A 22,567-nucleotide genomic window follows, 5' to 3' on the forward strand; every position below is an offset into this window, starting at 1 on the left:
ACCGCCGATGGGCCTTGGCGTAGGGCCTTGCCGTAGGGCATCAAAACCATCCACCCACCGCATCCAGCACCACCGAGGCACACAACGAAAGGCAGCACCATGTCCTTTACCCTTGATCGACGGTTCTTCCTCACCCTGGCCGGCGCCGGGGCCGGCGCGGCAGCTCTCTCCGCCTGCGGCGGCCCGTCAACAACACCCGGAGCCGCGGCGACACCCGCTGCCGACATCGACTTCAGTGGCGTCAAGCCGGCCGCCTCCATCGACTTCTGGTCCAACCACCCGGGCAAGTCCCAGGACGTGGAAAAGAGCATCATCGAGAAGTTCCACGCCAAGTACCCGGACATCAAGGTGAACCTGGTGACGGCCGGCGCCAACTACGAGGAAATCGCCCAGAAGTTCCAGACCGCCCAGGCCGCCAAGTCAGGCCTGCCGTCCCTGGTGGTCCTCTCCGACGTCTGGTGGTTCCGCTACTACCTGAACGAGAGCATCATCCCGCTCGACTCCCTGGTCAAGCAGCTGGACGTCAAGCTGGACGACTTCCGCACCTCGCTGGTGGACGACTACAAGTACGACGGCAAGCAGTGGGCACTCCCCTACGGCCGGTCCACACCCCTGTTCTACTACAACAAGGACCACTTCGCCGCAGCCGGTTTGCCGGACCGGGCACCCACCACCTGGCAGGAATTCGCCGGCTGGGCCCCCAAGCTCAAGGCGGCTTCCGGCGCCCAGTACGCCTTTATGCACCCCGCCCTGGCCGGCTACGCGGGCTGGACGCTGCAGAACAACCTGTGGGGCGAAGGCGGCGGCTGGTCCAAGGAATGGGACATCACATGTGACTCAGCCGAGTCCGTGGCGGCACTGCAGGCGGCCCAGGATTCCGTCTACAAGGACGCCTGGGCCGGCGTTTCCTCCAAGGAATCCGCCGACGACTTTGCCGCCGGCCTTGCTTCGGCCACGTTGTCTTCGACGGGGTCGCTGATCGGCATCCTGAAGTCCGCCAAGTTCAACGTGGGCGTCGGCTTCATGCCGGGCGGCTCAAAGGTCACCACGGGCGTGTGCCCCACCGGCGGCGCCGGCCTGGGCATCCCCAGCGGTGTCACCAAGGAAGAGCAGCTGTCAGCAGCAATGTTCCTGCAGTTCATGACCGAGCCGGAGAACACTGCCGCGTTCTCGGCCGCGACCGGCTACATGCCCACGCGCACGTCCGCCGACATGACCGCTGTGCTCGCCAAGACCCCGCAGATCAAAATCGCCATGGACCAGCTGGCCGTGACCAAGGTCCAGGACAACGCCCGGGCGTTCCTGCCGGGAGCGGACCAGGAGATGGCCAAGGCCGCCGCCAAGATCCTGACGCAGCAGGGCGACGTGAAGGCCACCATGACCGAGCTGAAGGCGACCCTCGAGGGAATCTACAGCAAGGACGTCAAGCCGAAGCTCAAGGCCTGACCCTCCCCCGGTGGTTGAGCTTGTCGAAACCGACAGGCTCAATCACCGGTCCGCCCGGTGGTTGAGCTTGTCGAAACCCCGGCGTTTTTGCGCGGCGGACCTACGGGATCGGGACGGGTACGACGCCGAGCGGCACCAGGTGCTCCGCGCCGCCGTCGGGCGCTGAGAGTACCCAGATCCCCTTCTCGTGGACGGCAACCGAGTGCTCCCATTGGCACGAGCGCTTGCCGTCGGTGGTCACCACTGTCCAGTCGTCCTCCAGCACGGCGGTGTCGATGCTGCCGCGGACCAGCATGGGCTCGATGGCCAAGCACAGTCCGGGCTTGATCTTGGGGCCGCGGTGGCTGGTGCGGTAGTTCAGGACATCTGGGGCCATGTGCATTTCGGAGCCAATGCCGTGGCCCACGTAGTCCTCCAGGATGCCCAGCGGCTTGCCCGGCACGGACGACACGTAGTCGTCGATGGCTGCGCCGACGTCGCCCACGTGGCTTCCTGTGGCCAGTGCGGCGATGCCGCGCCACATGGCTGCCTGGGTGACGTCGGAAAGCCGCTGGTCCTCGGGGTCGGCCTGGCCCACGATGACGGTGCGTGCAGAGTCGGAATGCCAGCCGTCAACAATCGCGCCCCCGTCGATCGAGATGATGTCGCCGTCGTTGAGGACCTTGCCGCCGGGGATGCCGTGCACCACTTCCTCGTTCACGGAGGTGCAGATGGTGGCGGGGAAGCCGTGGTAGCCGAGGAAGTTCGATTTGGCGCCGGCCTCGTTCAGCACTGCGGCGAAGACGTCGTCCAGCTGCTTGGTGGTAACGCCTGGAGCGGCTGCTGCCACCGCTGCGTCCAGCGCACGGTTCAGCACCAGCCCGGCGTCGCGCATGATGCGCATCTGGGCGTTGGTCTTGTATTCGATACGGGGCTGGCCGAAGGCCATGGTGTGTCCTCTCAATGGCTGAGGCTCCTCCCGGATGCCGGGAGGAGCCTCGAAAAGCTGGTGTGCCTGGCTTAGGCGGCCTGGGCTGCCTTGATAGCCTGCATCACGCGGTCGGTGACCTCGTCGATGCCGCCGATGCCGTCAACCTGTGTCAGGATGCCGCGTTCGGCGTACTTGGCCACAACGGCTTCGGTCTGCTCGTGGTACAGGTCCAGACGGTGGCGGATAACGGCTTCGTTGTCGTCGCTCCGGCCGGTTTCCTTGGCACGGCCCAGCAGGCGGGAGACGAGTTCCTCGTCGTCGGCCGTGAGCTGCAGGACGACGTCGAGCTTTTCTTCGCTGTTCGCGAGGATACCGTCCAGGTAGTCCACCTGCGCCGTGGTGCGCGGGTAGCCGTCCAGGAGGAAGCCGTTTTCGACGTCGGACTCGCTGAGGCGGTCGCGGACCATCTTGTTGGTGACGCTGTCCGGAACGAAGTCCCCGGCGTCCATGTACTTCTTGGCTTCGATGCCAAGAGGAGTTTCGCCCTTCACGTTGGCGCGGAAGATATCACCGGTCGAAATCGCCACGACGCCGAGGCGCTCGGAAATGCGTTCCGCTTGCGTTCCTTTTCCGGAACCGGGGGGTCCAATAATCAACATTTTCGTCATCGCAAAAGCCCTTCGTAGTGACGTTGCTGTAGCTGCGCATCTATTTGCTTGACGGTTTCAAGGCCAACGCCCACCATGATCAGGATCGAGGTGCCACCGAACGGGAAGTTCTGGTTCGCGTTGATCAGTACCAGTGCCACCAGCGGAATCAGCGCCACGAAGCCCAGGTAAAGGGCGCCGGGCAGCGTGATCCGGGAGAGCACGTACTGCAGGTAATCCGCGGTCGGTTTTCCGGCACGGATACCCGGGATGAAACCGCCGTACTTCTTCATGTTGTCGGAGACCTCTTCAGGGTTGAAGGTGATCGCGACGTAGAAGTATGTGAAGAACACGATCATGGCGAAGTACAGCGCCATGTAGATCGGGTGATCTCCTCGGGTCAGGTTGTTGTTGATCCACTCAACCCACGGCGCGAGTGCCTCGCCGGCTTTGGGCTGGTTGAACTGTGAGATCAGTCCCGGCAGGTAAAGCATGGACGATGCGAAGATCACGGGGATCACGCCTGCCATGTTCACCTTGATGGGGATGTAGGTGCTGGTACCGCCGACGGTCCGGCGGCCGATCATCCGCTTGGCGTACTGCACCGGGACACGGCGCTGGGACTGCTCCACGAAGACCACCAGGGCGACCGTCACCAGGCCGATCACCAGGACCATAAAGAACGTACCGGGGCCTTGTGAGCTCCAGATGGCGCCCAGGGATGTGGGGAACGTTGCCGCGATGGAGGTGAAGATGAGCAGCGACATGCCGTTGCCCACACCCTTTTCGGTGACGAGTTCGCCCATCCACATGATGAGCCCGGTACCCGCGGTCAGCGTGATGATCAGCAGGATGGTGGTGATTATGCTGTCGTCAGGAATGATCGGCAGGGCACAGCCCGGAAGCAACTGGCCTGAACGTGCCAGCGACACCAGCGTCGTGGCGTTCAGCAGGCCCAGGGCAATGGTGAGGTACCGCGTGTACTGGGTGAGTTTGGACTGCCCGGAGGCGCCCTCCTCGTACAGCTCCTGGAACCGGGGAATGACCACCCGGAGCAGCTGGACAATGATACTGGCCGTGATGTACGGCATGATGCCCAGCGCGAAGATGGACACCTGAAGCAAGGCACCGCCGCTGAACAGGTTGACGAGCTGATAGAGCCCGCCAGCGGTCTGACCGTTCTGCAAGCATTGCTGGACATTCTGGTAGTTCACACCAGGCGAGGGGATGAATGCACCCAAGCGGAAGATTGTGATGATTGCCAGCGTGAACAACAACTTGCGTCGCAGATCAGGCGTGCGAAAGGCCCGGCCAAATGCGCTAAGCAAGCGTCCTCCTGTGTTGTTTATGAGCATGGTGTGATGGGGGACAATAATCCCAACAACCGAGTCTAACGGGTGGATCGGCCATGCGAATAATCCGCGAACCCGCGATTGCGGCGAACGTGCGGAAATAGTCGGCGGGCGGATGCGAAAAAACTCCCGGCGTGCAGGGCCCTTGGGCCTTGCACACCGGGAGTTCACAACGGGCGTTCGCCCACCGTCTACTAGAGAGCGGTGGTGCTTCCGCCTGCTGCTGCAATCTTTTCTGCGGCGCTGGCCGAGAATGCGTGGACGGTGACGTCAACCTTGACGGTGATGTCGCCGGTGCCAAGCACCTTGACGGGCTGGTTCTTGCGAACGGCACCCTTTTCGACCAGGTTCTCCACGGTGACTGTGCCACCTTCCGGGAACAGCTCGTTGAGCTTGTCCAGGTTTACAACCTGGAACTCAACCCGGAACGGGTTCTTGAAGCCGCGCAGCTTCGGCAGGCGCATATGCAGCGGCAACTGGCCGCCGGCAAAGCCAGCCTTGATCTGGTAGCGGGCCTTCGTACCCTTGGTACCGCGACCAGCGGTCTTACCCTTGGAACCTTCACCACGACCAACGCGGGTCTTGGCGGTCTTGGCACCCGGGGCGGGACGCAGGTGGTGAACCTTCAGTGTGTTCTGCTTCTCAGCAGTCTCTGCGGCGATCTTTTTCTCTGCCATTTACTTCGCCTCCTCTACCTTTACCAGGTGCGGAACCGTGTTGAGCATTCCAACAGTCACGGCGTCGGCGGTGCGGACAACGGTGTGTCCGATCCGCTTCAGGCCGAGTGACCGAAGGGTGTCGCGCTGGTTCTGCTTGCCGCCAATGGCGGACTTGATCTGAGTGATCTCCAACTGAAGGTCGGAGGGAATCAGGTTCTTAGCCATGGCTTAGACACCCGCCTTCTGGTTCAGGATTGCCTTCACCATTGCCGGCGGAGCAACCTCGTCCAGCGGCAGGCCGCGGCGTGCTGCCACTGCTGCCGGCTCTTCGAGCTGCTTCAGCGCAGCAACAGTCGCGTGAACGATGTTGATGGCGTTGGAGGAACCCAGCGACTTGGAGAGGATGTCGTGGATGCCCACGCACTCCAAGATGGCGCGGACCGGACCACCGGCAATAACACCGGTACCGGCGGAAGCCGGACGCAGCATTACGACGCCGGCAGCGGCCTCACCCTGAACGCGGTGCGGGATGGTGTTGCCAATGCGGGGAACGCGGAAGAAGGACTTCTTGGCCTCTTCAACGCCCTTCGCGATTGCGGCAGGAACTTCCTTAGCCTTGCCGTAGCCCACGCCGACCATGCCGTTACCGTCACCAACGACGACCAGAGCGGTGAAGCTGAAGCGACGACCACCCTTGACCACCTTGGAAACGCGGTTGATGGTGACAACGCGTTCAATGAACTGGCTCTTCTCGGCTTCGCGGCCGCCGTCACGGCCACCGCGGCCACCGCGGCCGCCATCGCGACCGCCCTGGCCCTTGTCGCCACGCTCGCCACGACGAGCGCCACCACGGCGGTCATCGGCAGCAGCTGCGGGCGCAGTGGTCTCAGTGGCCGGAGCAGCTACGGCTTCAGTAGCCTTCTGATCTGCAGACACAGTGTCCTTTTCCTTGTTTGCTTCCGTCACAGTGACAGCCCACCTTCACGTGCGCCGTCAGCGACAGCAGCAATTCGGCCGTGGTACTTGTTACCACCGCGGTCGAAGACAACTGCTTCGACACCGGCAGCCTTGGCACGAGCGGCAACGAGCTCGCCAACGCGCTTGGCCTTGGCGGTCTTGTCGCCTTCGAATGCACGAAGGTCGGCTTCCAGTGTGGAGGCGCTTGCAACGGTCAGGCCCTTGGTGTCATCGACAACCTGGACGAATACGTGGCGTGCGGAGCGGTTGACGACCAGACGAGGACGTACAGCCGTGCCGGAGATGCGCTTGCGGATACGAAGCTGGCGGCGGCTGCGCGAAGCAGACTTGCTCTTGTTCGTACGCTTCTTGTTAATTGAGATGGCCATGGTTACTTACCAGCCTTTCCGACCTTGCGGCGGATGACTTCGCCTGCGTAGCGGATGCCCTTGCCCTTGTAGGGGTCCGGCTTCCGCAGCTTGCGAATGTTGGCAGCAACCTCGCCGACCTGCTGCTTGTTGATACCTGAAACAGAGAGCTTGGTCGGGGTCTCAACTGCAAAGGTGATGCCGTCCGGTGCGGTGACATTTACCGGGTGGCTGTAGCCGAGAGCGAACTCAAGGTCAGATCCCTTAGCCTGAACGCGGTAACCAGTACCAACGATTTCAAGCTTCTTCTCGTAGCCCTTGGTAACGCCCTCGATCATGTTAGAGATCAGGGTGCGGGTCAGGCCGTGGAGTGAACGGGAGGCGCGCTCGTCGTTCGGGCGGGCGACAGTCAGGGTCTCTGCTTCCAGGGAAACCTCGATCGGGCTGGCCACAGTGTGGTTCAGCTCGCCTTTGGCACCCTTGACGCTGACGACAGAGCCGTCAACCTTGACCTCAACGCCGGCAGGAACGGTGATGGGGAGACGTCCAATACGTGACATTATTCTCTTCCTTTCCCGTTACCAGACGTAGGCGAGGACTTCGCCGCCCACGCCCTTCTTGCCGGCTTGCTTATCAGTCAAGAGGCCGGAAGAGGTGGACAGGATTGCGACACCCAGGCCACCGAGCACGTGCGGGAGGTTGGTGGACTTTGCGTAAACACGCAGGCCCGGCTTGGAAATACGGCGAACGCCAGCGATTGAACGCTCGCGGTTCGGTCCGAACTTAAGGTCGAGGGTCAGCTTCTTGCCAACCTCTGCGTCTTCTTCTTTCCAGGAGGCGATGTAACCTTCAGCCTTCAGGATGTCGGCAACGCGTGCCTTGAGCTTGCTGTACGGCATGGACACGGAATCGTGGTACGCCGAGTTTGCATTGCGCAGACGCGTAAGCATGTCTGCGACCGGATCAGTCATTGTCATTTGGGCTCTTGCCCTTCCTCATAACGGTTTCCTCGCTGCTGCATGAAGCATCAGCGAAGGACCTGTTACGTAGTTAGATTAGTCTTCGGCCTTGAACGGGAAACCAAGCGCCTTGAGCAGCGCGCGGCCTTCGTCATCGGTCTTGGCGGTGGTTACAACCGTGATGTCCATACCGCGTACGCGGTCAATGGAATCCTGGTCGATTTCGTGGAACATAACCTGTTCGGTCAGACCGAAGGTGTAGTTGCCGTTGCCGTCGAACTGCTTGCCACTGAGGCCGCGGAAGTCGCGGATACGGGGCAGAGCCAGCGTGACCAGACGATCCAGGAATTCCCACATGCGGTCTCCACGCAGAGTTGCGTGTGCGCCGATGGGCATGCCTTCGCGCAGCTTGAACTGTGCGATCGACTTGCGGGCCTTGGTTACCTGCGGCTTCTGGCCGGTGATCAGGGTCAGATCGCGGACAGCGCCGTCGATCAGCTTGGAGTCCTTAGCGGCATCTCCAACACCCATGTTCACAACGACCTTCACCAGGCGGGGAACCTGGTTAACGTTGCTGTACTTGAATTCCTCAACGAGCGTGCTCTTGATGGAATCGGCGTACTTGGTCTTCAGACGAGGAACGATCTTCGCTGCCGGAGTCTCGAGAGTCTCAGTCATTAGATGTCCTTCCCGGAGCTCTTGGCCACGCGGACACGCACGTCGCGCTTCACGCCATTGCGCTCCACGGTCTCGGTGCGGAAACCAACGCGGGTGGGCTTCTTGGTGGACGGGTCAACCAGAGCCACGTTGGAGATGTGGACCGAAGCTTCTACGACCTCGATGCCACCAGTCTTGGTGCCGCGCTGCGACTGACCGGCCTTCGTGTGCTTGGTTACGCGGTTAATGCCTTCGACCAACACGCGGTTGGTCTCCGGGAATACGCGCAGAACCTTGCCCTGCTTGCCTTTGTCGCCGCCGCGCTCAGCCTTGGCGCCAGTGATGACCTGAACGAGGTCACCCTTTTTGATCTTAGCCATGGACTAGAGCACCTCCGGAGCCAGAGAAACGATCTTCATGAACTTCTTGTCACGAAGTTCACGACCAACCGGTCCGAAGATACGGGTACCGCGGGGGTCACCGTCAGCCTTCAGGATCACAGCTGCGTTCTCGTCAAACTTGATGTAGGAACCATCCGCACGGCGGCGTTCCTTCTTGGTACGGACGATGACTGCCTTAACAACATCGCCCTTCTTTACGTTGCCGCCCGGAATTGCATCCTTGACGGTAGCGACGATGACGTCGCCAATGCCTGCGTAGCGACGGCCAGATCCACCGAGAACGCGAATGGTAAGGATTTCCTTAGCACCCGTGTTGTCGGCGACCTTGAGTCGCGACTCCTGCTGAATCACTATTTACTCCTTGCGTCGCGCCGGTTCTCAGACCGAAAATCTTCCTACGGAATGAGCCTTGCGGAACGGTTGATCGGGGTGTCTCTTGACCTGCCTGGATTTTGCCAGACCAGGCCTAAACGCCCGTGCCAAAAACATTTGCTTCCCAGGCGGATCCGGACAGGTCCGAAGCACGAGGGGGCACTATGCCGTGGCACGATTGTTTACGAGGTTGATGACGGCGCACAGAGGGCGCCATACAAACTCAATATCCTAGCACAATAAAGGCAATCTCCCATATCACACGGCGGCAGCCGCAGCACAACCGCCGCCCTCCAGAACCGGCAACGCACGACGGCGTCACGCACGGCTCGCTTTCGGCCCACCGGCGGTGCCGTTCCCCGGAAACCCGGCCCCCCGCCGTCGGCCGTCCCCCAAAGACCTGCTCCGCGTGCCACTGCCCGCAAACCGAACCACCACCAAATGCGGAAAACCCCCGCTCCCAAATGGGAACGGGGGTTTCCGGTGCAGTACCTGCAAGCAGGCTGCGGGGTGTTACTTGGCCTTTTCGAGGATCTCGACCAGACGCCACCGCTTGGTAGCGGACAGCGGGCGGGTCTCGGCGAGGAGAACGAGGTCGCCGATGCCGGCGCTGTTCTCTTCGTCGTGAGCCTTGATCTTCGTGTTGCGGCGGATGACTTTGCCGTACAAAGCGTGCTTTACGCGGTCTTCTACCTGGACAACGATGGTCTTTTCCATCTTGTCCGAGACTACGTAGCCACGCTTCGTCTTACGGTCACCGCGTTCGCCAGCCGTAGCTGCTGCGGAAACAGTTTCCGTCACGTTCTCGTCCTTTTCACTCACTTGGCATCCTCCTCGGCCTCAACCGTTTCAGCCGTTTCGGCCTTCTTGGTTGCAGCCTTCTTGGACTTCTTCTCTTCCTTGGCTTCCACAACCGGTGCGGCAACCTCGGCACGAATGCCCAGCTCGCGCTCACGGAGAACGGTGTAGATGCGTGCGATGTCCTTCTTTACCGCGCGCAGACGACCGTGGTTCTCCAGCTGACCGGTGGCGGACTGGAAACGCAGGTTGAACAGCTCTTCCTTAGCCTTCCGGAGTTCTTCAACGAGGCGCTCGTTGTCGAACGTGTCCAGCTGTGCAGATGCAAGTTCCTTGGATCCTACTGCCATTTCTATTCACCACCTTCGCGACGCAAAATGCGTGCCTTCAACGGGAGCTTGTGGATTGCCAGGCGCAGGGCCTCGCGAGCTACCGATTCCTCGACGCCGGAGATCTCAAAGAGAACCCGGCCCGGCTTGACGTTTGAGACCCACCATTCCGGCGAACCCTTACCGGAACCCATGCGGGTTTCGGCCGGCTTCTTGGTGATCGGACGGTCCGGGTAAATGTTGATCCAGACCTTACCGCCACGCTTGATGTGGCGGGTCATCGCGATACGGGCAGACTCGATCTGACGGTTGGTGACGTATGCCGGGCTCAGAGCCTGGATACCCCACTCACCGAAGGAGACCTTGGTGCCGCCCGTAGCAGCGCCGGAACGACCCGGGTGGTGCTGCTTACGGTGCTTGACTCGACGTGGGATAAGCATTTAAGCCTGTCCTCCTTCTACTGCAGCAGGTGCAGCCTCAACTGCCGGAGCCTCGGCAGCCGGAGCTGCCTCTGCTGCCGGACGGTCGGTACGACGGCGGCGGTCACCACGGTCAGCGCCGCCGGCGCCACCCGGGCGGCCCGGACGGTCGCTGGGACCGCGGCCGCGGGACGGAGCAGCAGCTGCCTGCTGAGCCAGTTCCTTCGCGGTGACGTCACCCTTGTAGATCCAGACCTTCACGCCGATGCGGCCGAAGGTGGTCTTGGCCTCGTAGAAGCCATAGTCGATGTTCGCACGGAGGGTGTGCAGGGGCACGCGGCCTTCGCGGTAGAACTCCGAGCGGGACATTTCTGCGCCACCCAGTCGACCGGAGCAGGCGATACGGATGCCCTTGGCACCTGCACGCTGAGCGGACTGCATGGCCTTCTTCATCGCACGGCGGAAAGCCACGCGGGAAGTCAGCTGCTCAGCAACGCCCTGGGCAACAAGCTGTGCTTCCATCTCGGGGTTCTTGACCTCGAGGATGTTCAGCTGGACCTGCTTGCCCGTCAGCTTCTCAAGCTCACCGCGGATGCGGTCTGCTTCAGCGCCGCGGCGGCCGATAACGATACCGGGACGTGCCGTGTGGATATCCACGCGGACACGGTCACGGGTGCGCTCGATCTCAACCTTGGCGATACCGGCGCGCTCCATGCCAACTGACATGAGCTGGCGGATACGGATGTCTTCGCGAACGAAGTCCTTGTACCGCTGTCCGGGCTTGGTGCTGTCAGCGAACCAGTGCGATACGTGATCGGTGGTGATGCCGAGTCGGAACCCGTGCGGGTTAACTTTCTGTCCCACTTAGCGAGCCTCCTCTTTCTCAGGTGTAGCGACTACCACAGTGATGTGGCTGGTGCGCTTCTTGATCTGAAATGCACGACCCTGAGCACGCGGCTGGAACCGCTTCATGGTCGGGCCTTCATCAACGAACATTTCGCTGATGATGAGGTCGCTTTCGTCAAACGAAACACCGTCGCGGTCCGCGAGGGACCGGGCGTTTGCGATTGCCGACTGTACTACCTTGAATACCGGCTCCGAAGCTGCCTGGGGGGCAAACTTCAGAATTGCCAGAGCCTCATTCGCTTGCTTACCACGAACAAGGTTGACGACGCGCCGGGCCTTCATAGGCGTTACGCGGATGTGACGCGCAATTGCCTTGGCTTCCATTGCTTTCCTTCTCTCGTCTTTGACGTAAGTGCAGGCGCCTAGCGGCGCTTGCCCTTACGGTCGTCCTTGACATGGCCGCGGAATGTCCGCGTGGGAGCGAATTCGCCGAGCTTGTGCCCGACCATCGACTCAGTGACAAACACCGGAATGTGCTTGCGTCCGTCGTGTACGGCGATCGTGTGCCCAAGCATGTTGGGGATGATCATCGAACGGCGGGACCAGGTCTTGATGACGTTCTTGGTGCCCTTTTCGTTTTCCCTGTCCACCTTTACAAAGAGGTGCTGGTCAACGAAAGGACCTTTTTTCAGGCTGCGTGGCATGTGTCCAGGCTCCTATCGCTTGTTCTTGCCAGTACGACGGCGACGAACAATAAGCTTGTCGCTCTCTTTGTTGGGACGCCGGGTGCGGCCTTCCCGCTTACCGTTCGGGTTGACGGGGTGACGTCCACCGGACGTCTTACCCTCGCCACCACCGTGCGGGTGGTCAACCGGGTTCATCGCGACACCACGGACGGTCGGGCGAACGCCCTTCCAGCGCATGCGGCCGGCCTTACCCCAGTTGATGTTCGACTGCTCGGCGTTGCCGACCTCGCCGACCGTTGCGCGGCAGCGCACGTCAACGTTGCGGATTTCGCCGGAAGGCAGACGCAGCTGGGCGAAGCGGCCTTCCTTTGCTACAAGCTGGATCGATGCGCCGGCGGAGCGGCCCATCTTGGCGCCGCCACCCGGACGCAGTTCAACTGCGTGGATTACGGTACCAACCGGGATGTTGAGCAGCGGCAGGTTGTTACCGGGCTTGATGTCAGCACCGGAACCTGCCTCAACGACGTCACCCTGGGAGAGCTTGTTCGGGGCGATGATGTAACGCTTGGTGCCATCAACGTAGTGCAGGAGGGCGATGCGAGCCGTGCGGTTCGGATCGTACTCGATTTCGGCAACGCGGGCGTTGACGCCGTCTTTGTCGTGGCGACGGAAGTCGATCAGACGGTACTGGCGCTTGTGGCCACCACCCTTGTGACGGGTCGTGATCTTACCGGAGTTGTTACGGCCGCCCTTTTTGGGCAGCGGACGTACCAACGACTTTTCCGGCGTCGACCGCGTGATTTCGGTGAAGTCCGCTACGCTCGAGCCACGACGGCCCGGGGTAGTCGGCTTGTATTTACGGATTCCCATAATTTATTTCCTCGTTAAAGTGGTCTCCGCTACGAGAGCGGACCGCCGAAGATGTCGATGGTGCCTTCTTTGAGGCTCACAATTGCACGCTTGGTGTTCTTGCGGGTACCCCATCCGAATTTGGTGCGCTTGCGCTTACCGGCACGGTTGATGGTGTTGATCGATTCGACCTTGACGGAGAAAATCTTCTCCACGGCCAGCTTGATCTCGGTCTTGTTCGAGCGGGGGTCCACCAGGAAGGTGTACTTGCCCTCATCGATCAGGCCGTAGCTTTTTTCCGATACGACGGGTGCAAGCACGACGTCGCGCGGGTCTTTGATGGTGGCTGCACTCACTTGGCATCCTCCTCGTTCTTTGCTACTGCCCGGTCAGCAACGAATGCTTCGTAGGCAGCCTTGGTGAAGACAACGTCGTCAGAGACGAGTACGTCGTAGGTGTTCAGCTGGTCTGCGTACAGAACGTGAACACCCGCGAGGTTGCGCACGGAAAGTGCTGCAACATCGTTGGCGCGCTCGATGACAACCAGCAGGTTCTTGCGCTCGGAAACTCCGCGCAGCGTTGCCAGTGCGTTCTTGACGGACGGCTTGGTGCCCTCCACCAGTTCAGCAACAACGTGGATGCGTCCGTTGCGTGCCCGGTCAGAGAGTGCGCCGCGCAGTGCAGCAGCAATCATCTTCTTGGGGGTGCGCTGGCTGTAGTCACGCGGTGTGGGACCGTGGACTACGCCACCACCGGTCATGTGAGGAGCACGGATTGAACCCTGACGGGCGCGGCCGGTGCCCTTCTGCTTGAACGGCTTGCGACCTGCACCGGAAACTTCGGCGCGGGTCTTGGTTTTGTGGGTACCCTGGCGAGCAGCAGCGAGCTGGGCTACGACGACCTGGTGCAGCAGCGGCACGTTGGTCTGAACGTCGAAGATCTCTGCAGGCAGGTCAACCTTGACAGTGCTAGTCATTGAACTAGGCTCCCTTCACGGCGGTGCGTACGAGTACGACCTGGCCGCGGGCGCCGGGGACGGCACCCTTGATCAGGAGCAGCGACTTCTCGACGTCAACTGCGTGAACCGTAAGGTTCAGCGTGGTGTGACGAACGGCGCCCATGCGGCCGGCCATTTTCATGCCCTTGAAGACGCGGCTCGGGGTGGATGCGCCACCGATTGAACCGGGCTTACGGTGGTTCTTGTGAGCACCGTGTGAGGCGGGAGCGCCGTGGAAGCCGTGACGCTTCATAACACCGGCGAAGCCCTTACCCTTGGTGGTGCCGATAACGTCGATCTTCTGGCCGGCTTCGAAGAGCTCAACAGAAAGCTCCTGGCCCAGCTCGTAAGTGTCAGCATCTGCAGTGCGCAGTTCGACGACGTGGCGGCGAGGCGTGACGCCTGCCTTTTCAAAGTGACCAGCCAGCGGCTTGGTGACCTTGCGGGGATCGATCTGGCCGTAGCCGATCTGAACAGCTACGTAGCCATCAGTGTCTGCGTTGCGCAGCTGCGTGATGACGTTCGAATCTGCCTGGACCACAGTGACGGGGATGAGCTTGTTGTTCTCGTCCCAGACCTGGGTCATGCCGAGCTTCGTGCCCAGCAGGCCCTTTACGTTACGGGTTGCGGTCATAGTCTCTCAGCACCTCCCTACAGCTTGATTTCGATGTTCACGTCGGCCGGCAGGTCGAGACGCATAAGCGAATCAACAGCCTTCGGCGTGGGATCGATGATGTCGATAAGACGCTTGTGCGTGCGCATTTCAAAGTGCTCGCGGCTGTCCTTGTACTTGTGCGGAGAGCGGATAACACAGTAAATGTTCTTCTCCGTCGGCAGCGGCACGGGGCCAACTACCGTTGCGCCTGCGCGCGTGACCGTCTCAACGATCTTCCGTGCTGAAACGTCAATGACCTCGTGGTCATATGACTTCAGCCGGATGCGGATTTTTTGTCCCGCCATGTCGCCTGACTCTCTTTCAGTTAGTGCTGCTCCCGGTGAGGGCTGCTCTGTTCACTTTCTTGTTGCATGTGGCTGCCGAAGCATTTGAAGTCTGAACTACCACCCGCCGCACAAGCTGAATCCGGATGAATCCGGGTTCCTCAACCTGCCGACGTAACCGACCCCCGCGGTCGGGCGTGTCGCGCTTAGCACGCATACAAATCCGCAGTTCCATGGGGAGTGGGTTATGTTTGGGCTTCCACTTGGACCCTGACACCCGGCATTATCCGGATCGGGACACGAAGAAGCGCTTGAACAACTCATCTAGTATGCCGGATATTATGCCCAGAAGCGAATCTGCAGGCTGACGCCTCCCCTTGCAGCAGATGTGCCAGCACACTGCGCATTCGGGCCCTGCGCGACCTGGGGTCATTGCCTTCGGCAACATCCGAATGGATGATGGGGGAATGACCGTCGAAAATGACGTTTCCGTCCACGATCTGGCCGACCGACTGCCCAGCTCGTTCACCCTCGGTGTTGCCGCGGCCGCCTTCCAGATCGAAGGTTCCCTCTCCGCTGACGGACGGGGTCCCTCCGGCTGGGACGCCTTCGCGGAGAAACCCGGCGCCATCATCGATGGACACTCCCCAGCAGTGGCCTGCGACCACTACAACCGCTCGCCCGAAGATGTGGCTCTGATGCGGGACCTCGGCGTGGATTCCTACCGCTTTTCCATCTCCTGGCCGCGGATCCAGCCGGACGGCCGCGGCGCGTTCAACAAACAGGGCCTGGACTTCTACGACCGCCTGATCGACCAGCTGCTCGAAGCCGGCATCTCCCCCATGGCCACCCTCTACCACTGGGATACGCCACTGCCCTTGGAGCACCGTGGCGGCTGGATGAACAGGGCCACCGCCGAACGCTTCGCTGAGTACGCAGGCGAGGCCGGCCGGCGATTTGGTGATCGCGTAGACCAGTGGGTAACCCTCAACGAACCAGCCTCGGTAGTCCTCAACGGCTATGCGCTGGGCGTCCATGCCCCCGGACGGGATCTCCTCTTTGATGCCTTTCCTGCTGTCCACAACCAGCTGCTGGCCCATGGCATGGCCGTCCAGGCGCTTCGCGCAGCAGGGGTCCGCGGCGGAATCGGCGTGACCAACCTCCACTCCCCCGTCCGGCCGGCCACGCGAAAAATCACGGACAAATACATCGCGCTGGTTTTCGACCTGATGCTCAACCGCATCTATGCCGATCCGGTCCTCCTGGGCCGATACCCCCGCCCGCCGCTCATCGCCAAGCCCTGGTTCCGGTCGTTCGGAAGAATCCCCGACGCCGACCTCCGCACAATCCACCAGCCTCTGGACTTCTACGGCGTGAACTATTACTACCCCACGAAGGTGGCAGCCGGACGGGGTCCGGCCGAAAGCCCCACGGGTCCTGCCGAGGCGATGGTGCGGGTGCCGTTCCATCAGGAGCCGTTCCCCGAATACGGCACCACGGGTTTCGGCTGGCCGGTAGCGCCGGAGCACCTTGGCATCCTGCTGCGCGAACTAAAGGACCGCTATAAAGGGGAGCTGCCCCCGCTGTACATCACCGAAAGCGGCGCCAGCTTCCCGGAGCCCGACCACGTCAGCGGTCCCATTCAGGACCTGGGGCGGATCAATTACATCGCGGACCACCTGCGGCACGCGCTGGAGGCGACGGCACCGGGCGGAATCGCCCACGACGTGGACCTCCGCGGCTACTACGTCTGGACGCTGATGGACAACTTCGAATGGGCCGCGGGGTACTCCCAGCGCTTCGGCCTGGTGCACGTGGATTTCGACACCCTGGAGCGCACACCCAAGGAATCGTTCTACTGGTACCGGGCGCTCAGCCAGGCCCGGAAATCACTCGCCGGCGAAGGCCAGCCCGGCTGAACACCGGCGAACACCCCGGCTGGCTGAGGCCCGGCGGCCTTGCTACTTGTCCTTGTTTGCCCGGTTGATGCGCTTGGCGCGGTCAATCTCGGTGCGGAAATGCTTCTTGGCCCAGAAAACTCCGGCGACCACGGCGACCACGATGATCAGAAAAATCAGCCATTCCATGATGTACTCCTCTCGCTGTCAGCAACAGTATCAGTGCCGGCGGGACGGTTCCCTGCCCTCGCGGGACGGTGAGCTGGACTCAGGACCCGGGGTCACCGCTGGTCCCGCCTCCGGCGCCTGACCGGCTGTTCCGCGGTTCAGCCGCCAGACGGCAAAGACGATCAGCCCCACAGCGATGGATGCCAACAGCAGGAACGTGTATTGCCGCATGGCCCACAGAATGCAGGCGGCCACCCCTGCCGCACCCCACCAGACGAAGAGCCGTTCCCCTAGGCCAAGGCCTGCCATGAGCAGCAGGGCGAGGAGCACCAGGACCCACAGCTGCTGCCCAGCGTTCCCGCCGAACACTATGCCCAGGCCGCTCAGCGAGAGCAACGCAGAGGCCGCGCCCACCAGTAACCGGCCGGCAGCTTGGTTGCCGGCGAAGTAGCGCAAGCCACCGAGGACAGCGGCCAGGACCACGTACCACTGGACCACCCAGAAGGGGCTGGGAAGGTCGGTCAATAGCCGGCCTGTGCGATCTTCAGTCGCGTCCAGTTCGAAGATGGCAGCGCGCTGGATGGCTACTGTGAGGACCAACGCACCCACTTCGAGGGCGATCCGTCGCGCCCTTGCGGGCGCCTCCCTGTGGGACACCCCGACGGCGGCGGCCAGCACGGCGGCCGCCGTCCAGGACGTTGCATCGTTCCGGATTCCGACGAAGACCACCAGCACGAGGCCGAGGAACGCCGCACCGGCAAGCGACCAACGACGCACCGGCTCGGCCTGCAAGGGGCCGCTGCGCATGAGCCGCACGGCATAGAGGGCGGCCGAAGCCACACCCGCGCCGGTCAGCCATGGCAGGAATCCGTCCCAGACGCCGGGGACATCCTGATACGCCTCCGCCGCCAGGGCGACGGACCCGCCGAGCGCGGCCACGGCTGCCGGCGGATACAGCACCGGCAGATCCTCGACGTGCGATGCGGTAAAGCACACGGCTGACAGTGCCAGGACAGCCGCACCCGTTACCCAGCCGGCCGCCAACGGCGAGATCAGCAGCCCCACACCGGCAAACGAGCTGGCGGTAACCAGCCAGAGCCAGTGCTCGACGTCAGTGTCGCCAGCGGTCTGTTGGTGACCATTCTGCTCGTGCCCTCTCTGAGTGAGCCCGTTCTGCCGGCCCGCGTTCTGCCGGTGCCGCAGGATGCCGGCAGCGGTCGCAAGCAGCGCACCACCCAGCAGAGTCACGGCAGTGCCGGTGTGGCTCAGGACCGCGGTCACAAGGAACGTCCCGCCGAACGTGAACAGCGGGCCCAGTGCGAGCACGCCGAACAGCGCAGCATACACAGCGAAGTAGCGGGCTCCGTAGGCACTGAAGAGTCTCCTGGCTACCACAGCAGAGACCAGCAGCAACAGCAGTTCCAACAACACCACCCAGCGGCCGCCGTCGTCGTGCTGCGCCAGCAGCCCGACGTCGCCCGGCCTGGTCACGTAGACCAGCGGCAGCAATGCCTGCCCGACCAGGGTGATCCAGACTGCAGCCTGCTGGAAGGGGATGTCAGCCAGCCGTGAGCGCATCACCCAGCGGATGGCATGCTGGGCCGCGAGCACCAGGGCAAACGTCACCGAAACCACAGTGGGCGAGGCGGTGATGTCGTAACTGAGAACCACTGCGAGGGCTGCCGTCAGCACGCGGGCCGCCACAAAGTACCAGCCCTTCCTGGCCCGCCGTTGCTCGGCCACCACCATCAGCGTGGAGTAGACCGCGAAGATACCCAGGATCAGTTCCACCCGAAGTAGATCGCCATCGCTGACGACCAGCAGCACAACAAATGCAAACGGGGCCAACCAGGCTGCACCCGCCACTCTGCGAAGGAAGTACCCCGAGGCCGCCCCGCCTAGGGCCACGAGTCCTGCAGCGTACGTTTCCTGCCAGTCTGCGGAACCTGACTGCAAGAGGCTGGCAATGCCGGCCAACTGGAGAAGGAGCACTGCGCCCGCGTCGGCAAGAATCCCGCGGGGAGCACGACGGCGCCCCGCAGCAACCAGCGGAAAGCACAGCTGGAGTGCCAGCACGGTCACCAGGACCGTTGCCGGGTGGACCACTTCGTCCGCGATGACCACCGGGCCGCCGTCCCGCTGCAGCTGGTGAAAAGCTGTCAGGGCAAGTACGGTGGCTGCCGCCCTGGCGAACCACCAGTAGGCCCAGCGGTGTTGGCGCAGGGGCAGACGAGCCGCAGTGATGAGCAGATATGCAACCACCAACAACAACGCCGCATTCCCGGCGCCTTGTGAAACGGCTTGGAACGCGACCGTCGCGGCGACCACGGACATACCCAGCGGCAAGGCCTCCCACACCGTTGCAACCCAGTCCGGTTCCGTAGCCGGCCGTGGAACCTCCAGGGCTCCGATGACAAAAGCGGCAGCAAGCTGGATGATCACGCAGACGGCTGTCAGGCCGTGGTCCGGCGAGGTCTCAATGAACGGCATCCCGACCAGAACCAGTGCACCCCCGGTACCGAAGACGCCCAAGGTTGCCTCCGGCGCCAACGTCCGCACGCCCGCGCGTTCCAGGAGTGCCGTCAGGAGTTGCTGGCACACGAGTGCCAGCAACAGCGCGAACATGGACGCCTCGGCCCGCCCAGGGCCGTCATCCATCACTGCCGCGACAGTCACAGGGACCGCACAGGTAAGGGCCAACCGGGACCCCAGAACCAGCCGGCCGCGGAAATCACCTGCCGCGAAAACCCCACGGATCGCCCAGAAGCCGGCCGCAGCGAGCAGCATTCCGGCTAGCGGCCACGCGCCCATCGAAGGCGAAACTATGCCGGCCAACACCAGTGCGGCCACGGGCGCCCATTCGGCCCGGCCGGCCCACTTGGCTGCCAGCACCATGCCCGTGGCCAAAGATAATGCCACCGGCACCCACAGCGGCACCGCAGTACCCGTTGCGACTGAACCGTAGCCATCCATAGCGCGGAAAAAGCCGACAGCGGTCTCCTGAACGCTGAACGCCGTGGTGGCAGCGAGTTGCAGAGCAAACGTCGCCCGGGCATCAACCTGCCAGCGTTCTCCAGCGGCGTTTGGGCTGTTGCCGGCGCCGGACGAGCCTGCCTGCTGCTGGGGAAACCAGCCCGTCAGCCTGGCCGACAGGAACGCCAGCCCCACTGCCTGGGCGGCGAACAGTACGCCGGCGGCGAGCAGGGCATCGGTCCCCCGGCCGGTCAGGTGCCAGATCTCGACGACGGCAGCTACAGTCAGGGCGGCCCGTGCCGCATAGAAGTTGATCAGCCTGAACCGCCCCGGAACAGCGGCCATGAGGGCAAAATAGACTCCGCACATCCCGATGACCAGCGCGTACTCAGCTTTGTCCAAGTGCAACGGCACGCAGGTCGCGGCGACGGCAACGGCCGGAACCACCAACGGGTGCAGGACCATCAGCGGCCTGACATACACCGGCGGCAGCCAACGCGGCCGGGCCAGGGCAATGCCCGTTAGCAGCACGGCGACGGCTATGAGCGCAGCGAAATACCAGACGAGCGCGCCACCCAGGATTGAAACGCCGGAGAACGCTGTGGAAGCCACAAACGTGAAGGAAAGATACACGAGAACCCTGCTCTCCAGCCGGACCGCCGCCGCAACATAAGCCGCGGTACCAATCAGCGACGTGATCAGCCAGGCAGACGGGCCGTGATGCAATGCGAAGTTGTACAGTGCCAGCCCGGTCACAGGAACCAGGGCAAGCCCGGTGCCGGTGAACGCCACGGCAGCAGGCTTCAGCCGCGGGACCCGGGCGTGCAGAACAAATCCCGCGCCATAGAAAAGCGCCGTGACTGCGCAGACGCCGGCAAAGCGCAACATGGGCGGAAGGCTGGTGCCGATGAAGAGTGCTGCGGCAGCCACCAGCAGCAGGCTGGCCACGTACAGCGTGATGTTGATGTTCTGCCGGTCCCGCTTTTCACGGCGGGCCTGGCGCTCGGCCGGTGTCTCCGGATATGTCTGGAACGAGGCGGCCGGAGACTGCGGCGGAATCCTCGGTGGCACCGACGCGGTGGGCGACGGCGACGATAAGGGCGCCGAAGGCGACGCCGGCACCGGCACCGGCACCGTCACCAGGGAGATGCTGACGTCGGCGGGCACTGGCGTGGCCGGCGTGGGCACACTGGTGACCGCCGCCGTCGTGCGCTGCCCCAGGGGCGGGCCCTCCCCCCGCCGTGAGTCGGCGTCGGCAGAACTTGGCGATTGCGTGGCCCCCGGACTGGGCTGGCCGGACGCCTGAAGCTTGACCACGGCGTCACGCCACCCCTGAAGGTGACCGGCGCGGTACCCCGCTTCATATGATTCGTCCCTCACGGCGATCCCTTTCCAGAGGGCAGGCCTTCCTGCACGATTAATCCATTGATTGGATTAATCGTAGCAAAGAACAGCCCCGCTGCACTAGCAGCGGGGCTGTTCCAAACTTCGCGTCAGGCCGTCAGACGGCGATCAGCTCCGTAATCAACAAGTAAATTACTTGATGATCTTGGTAACGCGTCCTGAACCAACGGTGCGGCCGCCTTCGCGGATAGCGAAGCCGAGGCCCTCTTCCATGGCGATGGGCTGGATGAGCGCAACGGTCATCTCAGTGTTGTCGCCAGGCATAACCATTTCCGTGCCTTCCGGCAGGGTGATAACGCCGGTTACGTCCGTGGTGCGGAAGTAGAACTGCGGGCGGTAGTTCGAGTAGAACGGGTTGTGACGTCCGCCTTCGTCCTTGGAGAGGATGTAGACGTTGGCCTCGAAGTCGGTGTGCGGGGTGATGGAACCCGGCTTGACGACAACCTGGCCACGCTCTACGTCATCGCGCTTCAGACCGCGGAGCAGGAGGCCACAGTTCTCGCCGGCCCATGCTTCGTCGAGCTGCTTGTGGAACATCTCGATACCGGTCACCGTGGTCTTCTGGACCGGGCGGATGCCGACGATCTCGACCTCGGAGTTGATGGCGAGGGTTCCACGCTCGGCGCGGCCCGTTACAACGGTGCCACGGCCGGTGATCGTGAAGACATCTTCGATCGGCATCAGGAACGGCTTGTCACGGTCGCGTACGGGGTCCGGAACGGACTCGTCAACGGCGGCCATGAGGTCCTCAACGGACTTGACCCAGATGGGGTCGCCTTCGAGAGCCTTCAGACCGGAAACGCGAACAACCGGAGCTTCATCGCCATCGAAGCCCTGAGCCGAAAGCAGCTCACGAACTTCCATTTCAACGAGGTCCAGCAGTTCTTCGTCATCAACCATGTCCGACTTGTTCAGCGCAACCAGCAGGTAGGGAACGCCAACCTGGCGGGCAAGCAGAACGTGCTCGCGGGTCTGAGCCATCGGGCCGTCAGTGGCGGCAACCACGAGGATTGCACCGTCCATCTGTGCAGCACCGGTGATCATGTTCTTGATGTAGTCAGCGTGACCCGGAGCGTCTACGTGTGCGTAGTGGCGCTTCTCGGTCTGGTACTCAACGTGGGAAATGTTGATCGTAATGCCACGCTGGCGCTCTTCCGGAGCAGAGTCAATCGACGCGAAGTCGCGCTGCTCGTTGAGAGTCGGGTACTTGTCGTACAGCACCTTGGAAATGGCGGCAGTCAGCGTCGTCTTACCGTGGTCAACGTGACCAATGGTGCCGATGTTGACGTGCGGCTTAGTCCGCTCGAACTTTGCCTTTGCCACAGGTTCCTCCTAGAACGTTTTCAAATGACTTACCCTTCGACCGCGCTTATCGCGGCAGAAACTCAGGCAAGTCTACTTGGGGGGCTTTGGATTGGTGAAATTGCAGATTCAGGAACTAATACTAGTCCCTCGAGCCTGTTCGTGCAGATGGCCGGGGCCCGGCTAGACCGGACCCGGCCACCTGCACCAGGTGAGCTTCCGTGAACCGGA

The 22,567-nt window shown here is 62.4% G+C and carries 29 protein-coding genes; 3 read left to right on the plus strand and 26 right to left on the minus strand.

The genetic code is table 11. The features are described from left to right. The first annotated feature begins 99 nt into the window (after nucleotides 1–99). Nucleotides 100–1,446, plus strand: a complete 1,347-nt coding sequence (locus CXR02_RS14400) for an ABC transporter substrate-binding protein (RefSeq protein WP_104062627.1) — start codon at nucleotides 100–102, stop codon at nucleotides 1,444–1,446. A 100-nt stretch (nucleotides 1,447–1,546) separates the two neighbouring features. Here CXR02_RS14400 and map read toward each other — a convergent pair whose 3' ends face one another. The 23 genes from map to rpsJ form a co-directional block, all read right to left on the minus strand. Beyond that, nucleotides 1,547–2,374 (minus strand): type I methionyl aminopeptidase, encoded by an 828-nt coding sequence (gene map / locus CXR02_RS14405; protein ID WP_104062628.1) that lies wholly within the window; start codon nucleotides 2,372–2,374, stop codon nucleotides 1,547–1,549. A gap of 71 nt (nucleotides 2,375–2,445) precedes the next feature. Continuing rightward, a complete protein-coding gene (locus tag CXR02_RS14410; protein ID WP_181037244.1) occupies nucleotides 2,446–3,015 on the minus strand; it encodes an adenylate kinase in 570 nt (189 codons plus the stop codon). Between the two features lie 5 nt (nucleotides 3,016–3,020). Next, nucleotides 3,021–4,331 (minus strand): preprotein translocase subunit SecY, encoded by a 1,311-nt coding sequence (gene secY / locus CXR02_RS14415; RefSeq protein ID WP_058931723.1) that lies wholly within the window; start codon nucleotides 4,329–4,331, stop codon nucleotides 3,021–3,023. 218 nt (nucleotides 4,332–4,549) lie between these two features. Next, nucleotides 4,550–5,032 (minus strand): 50S ribosomal protein L15, encoded by a 483-nt coding sequence (gene rplO / locus CXR02_RS14420; protein WP_104062629.1) that lies wholly within the window; start codon nucleotides 5,030–5,032, stop codon nucleotides 4,550–4,552. Continuing rightward, nucleotides 5,033–5,239, minus strand: coding sequence for a 50S ribosomal protein L30 (gene rpmD, locus CXR02_RS14425; RefSeq protein WP_056344352.1), 207 nt, complete (start codon nucleotides 5,237–5,239; stop codon nucleotides 5,033–5,035). 3 nt (nucleotides 5,240–5,242) lie between these two features. Beyond that, complete coding sequence (gene rpsE, locus CXR02_RS14430) at nucleotides 5,243–5,980, minus strand: 30S ribosomal protein S5 (RefSeq protein WP_058931721.1); 738 nt, start codon at nucleotides 5,978–5,980, stop codon at nucleotides 5,243–5,245. Beyond that, the gene (gene rplR, locus CXR02_RS14435) at nucleotides 5,977–6,360 is read right to left on the minus strand and encodes a 50S ribosomal protein L18 (protein WP_104062630.1); all 384 of its coding nucleotides are present in this window, start codon (nucleotides 6,358–6,360) and stop codon (nucleotides 5,977–5,979) included. The genes rpsE and rplR overlap by 4 nt, the downstream gene beginning before the upstream one ends. 2 nt (nucleotides 6,361–6,362) lie before the next feature. Then, entirely contained in the window at nucleotides 6,363–6,899 is a 537-nt protein-coding gene (gene rplF / locus CXR02_RS14440; protein WP_056344361.1) for a 50S ribosomal protein L6, read from the minus strand. A gap of 18 nt (nucleotides 6,900–6,917) precedes the next feature. After that, nucleotides 6,918–7,316 carry a 30S ribosomal protein S8 gene (gene rpsH / locus CXR02_RS14445; RefSeq protein WP_056344363.1) on the minus strand — a complete coding sequence of 133 codons (399 nt, stop codon included), beginning with the start codon at nucleotides 7,314–7,316 and terminating at the stop codon, nucleotides 6,918–6,920. Nucleotides 7,317–7,394: 78 nt separating this feature from the next. After that, nucleotides 7,395–7,976, minus strand: coding sequence for a 50S ribosomal protein L5 (gene rplE / locus CXR02_RS14450; RefSeq protein ID WP_056344366.1), 582 nt, complete (start codon nucleotides 7,974–7,976; stop codon nucleotides 7,395–7,397). Next, nucleotides 7,976–8,335 (minus strand): 50S ribosomal protein L24, encoded by a 360-nt coding sequence (gene rplX, locus CXR02_RS14455; RefSeq protein WP_056344369.1) that lies wholly within the window; start codon nucleotides 8,333–8,335, stop codon nucleotides 7,976–7,978. The genes rplE and rplX overlap by 1 nt, the downstream gene beginning before the upstream one ends. A gap of 3 nt (nucleotides 8,336–8,338) precedes the next feature. After that, nucleotides 8,339–8,707 carry a 50S ribosomal protein L14 gene (gene rplN / locus CXR02_RS14460; RefSeq protein WP_024366126.1) on the minus strand — a complete coding sequence of 123 codons (369 nt, stop codon included), beginning with the start codon at nucleotides 8,705–8,707 and terminating at the stop codon, nucleotides 8,339–8,341. Nucleotides 8,708–9,241: 534 nt separating this feature from the next. Then, nucleotides 9,242–9,550, minus strand: a complete 309-nt coding sequence (rpsQ, locus tag CXR02_RS14465) for a 30S ribosomal protein S17 (protein ID WP_056344371.1) — start codon at nucleotides 9,548–9,550, stop codon at nucleotides 9,242–9,244. After that, complete coding sequence (gene rpmC, locus CXR02_RS14470; protein WP_058931719.1) at nucleotides 9,547–9,876, minus strand: 50S ribosomal protein L29; 330 nt, start codon at nucleotides 9,874–9,876, stop codon at nucleotides 9,547–9,549. Before rpmC ends, rpsQ begins: the two co-directional genes overlap by 4 nt. 2 nt (nucleotides 9,877–9,878) lie before the next feature. After that, nucleotides 9,879–10,295 (minus strand): 50S ribosomal protein L16, encoded by a 417-nt coding sequence (rplP, locus tag CXR02_RS14475; protein WP_056344375.1) that lies wholly within the window; start codon nucleotides 10,293–10,295, stop codon nucleotides 9,879–9,881. Continuing rightward, a complete protein-coding gene (gene rpsC, locus CXR02_RS14480; RefSeq protein WP_056344378.1) occupies nucleotides 10,296–11,138 on the minus strand; it encodes a 30S ribosomal protein S3 in 843 nt (280 codons plus the stop codon). Beyond that, on the minus strand, nucleotides 11,139–11,504 hold the full coding sequence (rplV, locus tag CXR02_RS14485) for a 50S ribosomal protein L22 (protein WP_056344381.1): 366 nt from the start codon (nucleotides 11,502–11,504) through the stop codon (nucleotides 11,139–11,141). It abuts the gene before it with no gap. Between the two features lie 38 nt (nucleotides 11,505–11,542). Beyond that, the gene (rpsS, locus tag CXR02_RS14490; protein ID WP_056344384.1) at nucleotides 11,543–11,824 is read right to left on the minus strand and encodes a 30S ribosomal protein S19; all 282 of its coding nucleotides are present in this window, start codon (nucleotides 11,822–11,824) and stop codon (nucleotides 11,543–11,545) included. 12 nt (nucleotides 11,825–11,836) lie between these two features. Further along, the gene (gene rplB / locus CXR02_RS14495) at nucleotides 11,837–12,676 is read right to left on the minus strand and encodes a 50S ribosomal protein L2 (protein WP_056344386.1); all 840 of its coding nucleotides are present in this window, start codon (nucleotides 12,674–12,676) and stop codon (nucleotides 11,837–11,839) included. Nucleotides 12,677–12,705: 29 nt separating this feature from the next. Then, nucleotides 12,706–13,011 carry a 50S ribosomal protein L23 gene (rplW, locus tag CXR02_RS14500; protein ID WP_018773664.1) on the minus strand — a complete coding sequence of 102 codons (306 nt, stop codon included), beginning with the start codon at nucleotides 13,009–13,011 and terminating at the stop codon, nucleotides 12,706–12,708. After that, nucleotides 13,008–13,631 carry a 50S ribosomal protein L4 gene (gene rplD, locus CXR02_RS14505; RefSeq protein WP_056344389.1) on the minus strand — a complete coding sequence of 208 codons (624 nt, stop codon included), beginning with the start codon at nucleotides 13,629–13,631 and terminating at the stop codon, nucleotides 13,008–13,010. The genes rplW and rplD overlap by 4 nt, the downstream gene beginning before the upstream one ends. A gap of 4 nt (nucleotides 13,632–13,635) precedes the next feature. Further along, on the minus strand, nucleotides 13,636–14,286 hold the full coding sequence (gene rplC / locus CXR02_RS14510; RefSeq protein WP_056344391.1) for a 50S ribosomal protein L3: 651 nt from the start codon (nucleotides 14,284–14,286) through the stop codon (nucleotides 13,636–13,638). 17 nt (nucleotides 14,287–14,303) lie between these two features. Next, on the minus strand, nucleotides 14,304–14,612 hold the full coding sequence (gene rpsJ / locus CXR02_RS14515) for a 30S ribosomal protein S10 (RefSeq protein ID WP_038464699.1): 309 nt from the start codon (nucleotides 14,610–14,612) through the stop codon (nucleotides 14,304–14,306). 446 nt (nucleotides 14,613–15,058) lie between these two features. On the opposite strand from rpsJ, the gene CXR02_RS14520 reads away from it, so the two are divergent. Further along, a complete protein-coding gene (locus CXR02_RS14520; protein WP_104062631.1) occupies nucleotides 15,059–16,510 on the plus strand; it encodes a GH1 family beta-glucosidase in 1,452 nt (483 codons plus the stop codon). A gap of 42 nt (nucleotides 16,511–16,552) precedes the next feature. Here CXR02_RS14520 and CXR02_RS23005 read toward each other — a convergent pair whose 3' ends face one another. Continuing rightward, complete coding sequence (locus tag CXR02_RS23005; protein ID WP_256468624.1) at nucleotides 16,553–16,678, minus strand: hypothetical protein; 126 nt, start codon at nucleotides 16,676–16,678, stop codon at nucleotides 16,553–16,555. Nucleotides 16,679–16,708: 30 nt separating this feature from the next. After that, nucleotides 16,709–20,518, minus strand: coding sequence for a hypothetical protein (locus tag CXR02_RS14525; RefSeq protein WP_181037241.1), 3,810 nt, complete (start codon nucleotides 20,516–20,518; stop codon nucleotides 16,709–16,711). On the opposite strand from CXR02_RS14525, the gene CXR02_RS22425 reads away from it, so the two are divergent. Further along, nucleotides 20,487–20,936: a hypothetical protein gene (locus CXR02_RS22425; protein ID WP_181037242.1), complete on the plus strand. Its 450-nt coding sequence runs from the start codon at nucleotides 20,487–20,489 to the stop codon at nucleotides 20,934–20,936. The two genes, CXR02_RS14525 and CXR02_RS22425, sit on opposite strands and share 32 nt — an antisense overlap. Nucleotides 20,937–21,166: 230 nt before the next feature. Here the strand turns inward: CXR02_RS22425 and tuf are convergent, their stop codons facing one another. Next, nucleotides 21,167–22,357, minus strand: coding sequence for an elongation factor Tu (gene tuf / locus CXR02_RS14530; RefSeq protein ID WP_056344396.1), 1,191 nt, complete (start codon nucleotides 22,355–22,357; stop codon nucleotides 21,167–21,169). Nucleotides 22,358–22,567: the final 210 nt, after the last annotated feature.

This window comes from Arthrobacter sp. 4R501 (assembly GCF_002929755.1).
Classification (GTDB): domain Bacteria; phylum Actinomycetota; class Actinomycetes; order Actinomycetales; family Micrococcaceae; genus Arthrobacter.